The sequence below is a fragment of the Streptomyces palmae genome (assembly GCF_004684805.1).
In the GTDB taxonomy this organism is placed as follows: domain Bacteria; phylum Actinomycetota; class Actinomycetes; order Streptomycetales; family Streptomycetaceae; genus Streptomyces; species Streptomyces palmae.
Genome location: NZ_SRID01000414.1, coordinates 1 through 5,816 on the forward strand (window position 1 = coordinate 1; position 5,816 = coordinate 5,816).

The window sequence follows — 5,816 nt, forward strand, 5'->3', positions numbered from 1 at the left end:
CCCTGGCTGGCCGACCACGCGGTGTGGGGCACGGTGCTGGTGCCGGGGACCGGGCTGGTGGAGCTGGCGCTGCGGGCCGGTGCGCAGGTGGGGTGCGGCCGGGTGGAGGAGCTGACCCTGCAGGCGCCGCTGGTGCTGCCGGAGCGCGGCGGGGTGCGGGTCCAGGTACGGGTGAGCGGGCCGGAGGAGAACGGACGCCGCGCCGTCACCGTCCACGCCCGGCCCGAACCCGTCGCGGAGGACGGTTCCACAGGCGCCGGGGAGGAGCCCTGGACCCGGCACGCCGGCGGGTTCCTGACCCCGGTCGCCGATTCCCGGCAGCCGGATCCGGCAGCCGCCGCCTGGCCGCCGCACGGCGCCGAGCCCGTCGGCATGGCGGATCTGTACGAGCGGCTCGCCGAGGTGGGCTTCGACTACGGGCCCGCCTTCCAGGGCCTGCGGGCCATGTGGCGCCGCGGCGACGAGGTGTTCGCCGAGGTGCGCCTGGAGCGGGAGCAGCAGCAGGACGCCGAGCGCTTCGGGGTCCACCCGGCGCTGCTGGACGCCGTGCTGCACGCCGCCCTCCTCGACGGCGCCACCCAGGTACGACTCCCCTTCGCCTGGAGCGATGTCGTGCTGCCGGGGCCGGGCGCCAGTGTGCTGCGGGCCAGGCTGTCGGTGGACTCCGACACGCTGTCCATCACCGCGACCGACGACACCGGCCGCCCGGTGGTCTCGGTCGGATCGCTCACCCTGCGCCCCGCCGCGCGGGGGCAACTGGAGGCCGCCGGCCGGCGTACCCAGGACTCGCTGTACCTGGTGGACTGGGCAGCCCTCCCCGCCCCTACGGCCGACGCTCCGGCGCCCACCCCCGGCATGGCGCTGCTCGGCCCGGCCGGGTCGGCGTGGACCGGCGGCATGGGGGATCTGCCCCGGTACGCCGATCTGCCGGCGCTCACCGAGGCCGTCGGCGCCGGTGCTCCCGTACCCGAACTCGTCCTGGTGCCCCTCGGCGCACCGGCCCCCGACCCGGCCGAGGACACCGCGCGCGCCGCGCACACCGCCGCCCAGCGCGCCCTGGAACTGGTGCGGGGCTGGCTCGCCGACGAGCGGTACGCCGACTCCCGGCTGGTGCTGCTCACCCGGGGGGCGGTCACCGGAGAGGGCGAGGGCGCGCCCGACCCCGCCCTGGCGACGGTATGGGGTCTGGTCCGCTCGGCCCAGTCGGAGAACCCCGGACGGCTGGCGCTGGTGGACGCCGACCGGGACGAGCGGTCGGAGGCTGCCCTGTTCGGGGTCCTCGCCTCCGATGAGCCGCAGATCGCCCTGCGTTCCGGCCGCGGCTACGCCGCCCGCCTCGCCCGGCCGGAGCCGGCCCCCGGCACCGGCCGCCCCGACCAGGCCGCGGACCCCGACGGCGCCGAGCCCGGTCCGCCGTTCGGGGACGGCACCGTGCTGATCACCGGCGGTACCGGCGGGCTGGGCCGGATGGTGGCCCGCCATCTGGCCGAGGCATACGGGGTACGGCACCTGCTGCTGCTCAGCCGCAGCGGGGAGGCCGCCGAGGGCGTGGCGGAACTGCGGGCCGAACTCGCCGAGCTGGGCGCCCGGACCACGGTGGCGGCCTGCGACGCCGCGGACCGCGACGAACTGGCCGCCGCACTGGCCCGGATCCCCGCCCAGGCCCCGCTGACCGGCGTGGTGCACCTGGCGGGCGTGCTGGACGACGGAGTGATCGGCTCGCTCACCCCCGAACGGCTCACGGCGGTGATGCGCCCCAAGGTGGACGCCGCCTGGAACCTCCACCAGCTCACCCAGGACGCCTCGCTGCGGTCGTTCGTGATGTTCTCCTCCGCCGCCGGGGTGCTCGGCAACGCCGGGCAGGCCAGCTACGCGGCGGCCAACGCCTTCCTGGACGCCCTGGCCGAGCTGCGCCGCGGGGCCGGACTGCCCGCCGTGTCCCTGGCCTGGGGCCTGTGGGCGCAGGCCAGCGGCATGACCCGGCACCTGGACGCCACCGATGTGCGGAGGCTCGGCCGTACCGGACTGCTGCCGCTGGAATCGGCGCTGGGGCTCGCCCTGTTCGACACCGCGCTGGCCGCCGACCGCGCGCTGCTGGTGCCGGCCAGGCTGGACACCGCGGGCATGCGGCAGCGCGGCGAGGTGCCGCCGATCCTGCGCGGCCTGATACGCCTCCCCGCCGCCCGCACCACCGCGCCGGACACCGGGGACAGCCTGGGCGAGCGGCTGGCCGCCCTCGCGCCGGCCGAACAGCAGCGGAAACTCCTCGACCTCACCAGGAGCCAGCTGGCCGCGGTGCTCGGGCACGCCTCGGCGGACGCGATCGCACCCGACCGCGGCTTCCTGGAACTCGGCCTGGACTCGCTCACCGCCCTGGAGTTCCGCAACCGGCTCAGCGCGGCCAGCGGACTGCGCCTGAGCCCCACGCTGATCTTCGACTACCCCACCCCGTCCGCGGTGGGCGGCCATCTGCACCGCGAGCTGTTCCCGCCGGCGGCCGAGGCCGCGGGCGACCCGGCGACCGGCGCCGGCACCGACGAGGACGCCTTCCGCGCGGCCCTGGCCACCATCCCGCTGGCCCGGTTCCAGGAGGCCGGGCTGGTGGAGACCCTGCTGGGCCTCGCCGACGCCGCCGCGGGGCCCGCCACCGCCGGCACCCCGGGCGAGGCCCCCGGGGAGGACGGCGGCGAACTCGCGGAATCCCTGGACAGCATGGACCTGGCGAGCCTGGTCCGCGTAGCCCTCGGCGACAACTGACACCGTTCGATCCCAGGTTCGGAGTTTCCATGACCACCAGCAGCGAAGACGTCGTCCGGGCACTGCGGGCCTCCCTGAAGGAGGCGGAGCAGCTGCGGCAGCAGAACCGCAAGCTGTCCGCGGCGATCTCCGAACCCATCGCCATCGTCGGCATGGCCTGCCGGTACCCGGGCGATGTCCGCTCCCCCGAGGACCTGTGGGACCTGGTGGCCGCCGGCCGCGACGCCATCACCCCGTTCCCCGAGGACCGGGGCTGGGACGTCGACTCCCTCTACGACCCCGACCCCGCGGTGCCGGGCACCTCGTACGTCCGCGAAGGCGGCTTCGTCCACGACGCACCGCTCTTCGACGCCGACTTCTTCGGCATCAACCCCCGCGAGGCCGCCGCGATGCACCCCCAGCAGCGCCTGCTGCTGGAGACCTCCTGGGAGGCCTTCGAACGGGCCGGCATCGACCCGGCGTCGGTGCGGGGCAGCAGGACCGGCGTGTTCGCCGGCGTCATGCACCAGGACTACGCCAGCCGCCTCCAGCAGGTCCCCACCGAACTGGAAGGCTATGTGCTGACCGGGGACTCGGGCAGCGTGGTCTCCGGACGGGTGGCCTACGCCCTGGGCCTGGAAGGCCCCGCCGTCACCATCGACACCGCCTGCTCCTCCTCGCTGGTCGCCCTGCACCTGGCCGCCCAGGCGCTGCGCCGCGAGGAGTGCTCGCTGGCCCTGGTCGGCGGCGTGACGGTGATGACCAGCCCCCTGGGCTTCGTGGAGTTCAGCCGCCAGGGCGGACTCTCCAAGGACGGCCGCTGCAAGTCCTTCGCCGCCGGAGCCGACGGCACCGGCTGGGCCGAAGGCGTCGGCGTACTGCTGGTGGAGCGGCTCTCCGACGCCCGCCGCAACGGCCACCGGGTGCTGGCCGTGATCCGCGGCTCCGCGGTCACCCAGGACGGCGGCGGCAGCGGCTTCTCCGCGCCCAACGGCCCCGCCCAGCAGCGCGCCATCCGCCAGGCGCTGGCCGCGGCCGGGTTGGCGGCTGCGGACGTGGACGCGGTGGAGGCGCACGGTACGGGGACGAAGCTGGGCGATCCCATCGAGGCGCAGGCCCTGCTGGCCACCTACGGGCAGGGGCGTGCGGCGGATCGGCCGTTGTGGTTGGGGTCGTTGAAGTCGAACATCGGGCACGCTCAGGCCGCCGCCGGTGTGGCGGGTGTGATCAAGATGGTGATGGCGATGCGGCACGGGGTGCTGCCGCGCACCCTGCACGTGGACGCGCCCTCGCCGCATGTGGACTGGTCCTCGGGCTCGGTGGAGCTGCTGACCGAGGCGCGGGAGTGGCCGGAGGCGGGTCGTCCGCGGCGGGCCGCGGTCTCCTCGTTCGGGATCAGCGGCACCAACGCGCATGTGATCGTGGAGCAGGCCCCGGCGATGGAGGCGGCGCCGGAGGCGGACGCGGAGGTCGCCGGGCCCGGCGTGGTGCCGTGGGTGGTGTCGGGTCGTGGCGGCGAGGCGTTGCGGGCGCAGGCGGGGCGGTTGCTGGCGGCGGTGGAGGAGCGCCCCGAGTGGGGGATCGCCGAGGTCGGCCGCTCCCTGCTGAGTTCGCGCGCCGCACTGGAGCAGCGCGCCGTGGTGGTCGGCGGCGACCGCGAGGAACTGCTGGCGGGCCTGCGCGCCCTGGCGGCCGGAGAGACCGCCGGAGCCGCACATGTGGTGTCCGGCGAAGGCACCGGGCAGCGCCGCGCGGTGTTCGTCTTCCCCGGTCAGGGGTCGCAGTGGGCGGGGATGGCGGTGGAGTTGCTGGACTCCAGCGCGGTCTTCGGTGAGGCGATGGGGGAGTGCGAGCGGGCGTTGGCGCCGTTCGTGGAGTGGTCCTTGGAGGGGGTGGTGCGGGGGGTTGCGGGTGCTCCGGGGTTGGAGCGGGTGGATGTGGTGCAGCCGGCGTTGTGGGCGGTGATGGTGTCGCTGGCGCGGGTGTGGCAGGCGGCGGGGGTGGAGCCGGCCGCGGTGGTGGGTCATTCGCAGGGTGAGATCGCGGCGGCGTGTGTGGCGGGTGCCCTGTCCTTGGAGGATGCGGCGCGGGTGGTGGCCTTGCGGTCGCGGGCCCTGCTGGAGATCGCGGGCGAGGGCGGGATGGCCTCGCTGCCCTTGCCGGTGGCAGACGTGGAGAAGCTGCTGGTGCCCTGGGACGGCCGGCTGTCCGTCGCCGCCTTGAACGGTCCGTCCTCGACGGTGGTGGCCGGAGACGCGCGGGCGATCGAGGAGATCGTCGAGGAGCAGACGGCGGTGGGGGTGCGGGCCCGTCGTATTCCGGTGGACTACGCCTCGCACTCGGAGCATGTGGAGCGGATCCGCGAGCGGTTGATCGGCGACCTGGCGGGCATCGCGCCGCGGGCGTCCGAGGTGCCGTTCCACTCCACGGTGACCGGTGAGGTGCTGGACACCGCGGTGATGGACGCGGAGTACTGGTACACCAACCTCCGCCGGCCCGTCCGCTTCGAGCCCGTCATACGCGGCCTGCTGGCGGACGCCCACGACGCGTTCATCGAGTGCACCCCGCACCCCGTGCTGACCATCGGGGTCGAGGAGACCGCCGAGGACGCCGAGGTCCCCGCCCTGGTGGTGGGTTCGCTCCGCCGCGACGAGGGCGGGACGCGGCGGATGCTGGCCTCGCTCGCCCAGGCGTATGTCCACGGCCTCCCGGTGGACTGGGCCGCCCTGCTGCCCGACGCGGGCGGTGTCGACCTGCCCACCTACGCCTTCCAGGGGGAGCGCTTCTGGGCCGTGCGGTCGGCGGGCGCGGGCGACGCGGGCTCGATCGGGCTCGCGGCGACCGGGCATCCGCTGGTGGGCGCCGCGATGGAGCTCGCCGAGGGCGACGGCGCGGTGTTCACGGGTCGGCTGTCGCTGGAGACCCACCCCTGGCTGGCCGACCACGCGGTGTGGGGCACGGTGCTGGTGCCGGGGACCGGGCTGGTGGAGCTGGCGCTGCGGGCCGGTGCGCAGGTGGGGTGCGGCCGGGTGGAGGAGCTGACCCTGCAGGCGCCGCTGGTGCTGCCGGAGCGCGGCGGG

Annotated in this window: 2 protein-coding genes; both read left to right on the forward strand. The window is 75.6% G+C overall.

All coding sequences use genetic code 11. The features are described 5' to 3' along the window. The coding region (locus E4099_RS28050; RefSeq protein ID WP_135341929.1) for a type I polyketide synthase at positions 1-2,757 on the forward strand (2,757 nt) is incomplete at its 5' end. Positions 2,758-2,786: 29 nt separating this feature from the next. Beyond that, the coding region (locus tag E4099_RS28055) for a type I polyketide synthase (RefSeq protein WP_135341930.1) at positions 2,787-5,816 on the forward strand (3,030 nt) is incomplete at its 3' end.